Consider the following 351-nt stretch of genomic DNA (forward strand, 5'->3'; position numbering starts at 1 on the left):
AGGACGAGGCCGTCGCAGCCATTGCCGACCAGGTGGGCGGCGAGGAGCTGGGCGCCGTCGAGGTCGAGGGTTCCGGAGGGGGTGAACGGGGTGATCATCGCGCAGAGGGTGCGGCCGAAGGGTGTCGTCATGGGGGTAGTGTCGGCCTGCCGACCATGTAGCTCCACTTAATTTTGCTACCGGATGTTGTTAAGAGTTGCTGCGAGATGGTCCTGCTACGAGATAGGACGAGGCCGTCGCAGCCATTGCCGACCAGGTGGGCGGCGAGGAGCTGGGCGCCGTCGAGGTCGAGGGTTCCGGAGGGGGTGAACGGGGTGATCATCGCGCAGAGGGTGCGGCCGAAGGGTGTCG

General features: G+C 66.1%; 1 protein-coding gene and 1 pseudogene. Both read right to left on the reverse strand.

What is annotated here, in order from left to right:
* Positions 1-131 (reverse strand): dihydrodipicolinate synthase family protein (locus C1J00_RS47535; protein ID WP_180989950.1); only part of this gene is annotated, 131 nt, incomplete at its 3' end.
* Positions 132-172: 41 nt separating this feature from the next.
* Positions 173-351 (reverse strand): annotated as a pseudogene (locus C1J00_RS44375) (dihydrodipicolinate synthase family protein); the annotation flags it as partial.

Origin of the sequence: Streptomyces cahuitamycinicus (assembly GCF_002891435.1) — a bacterium.
Lineage (GTDB): Bacteria > Actinomycetota > Actinomycetes > Streptomycetales > Streptomycetaceae > Streptomyces > Streptomyces cahuitamycinicus.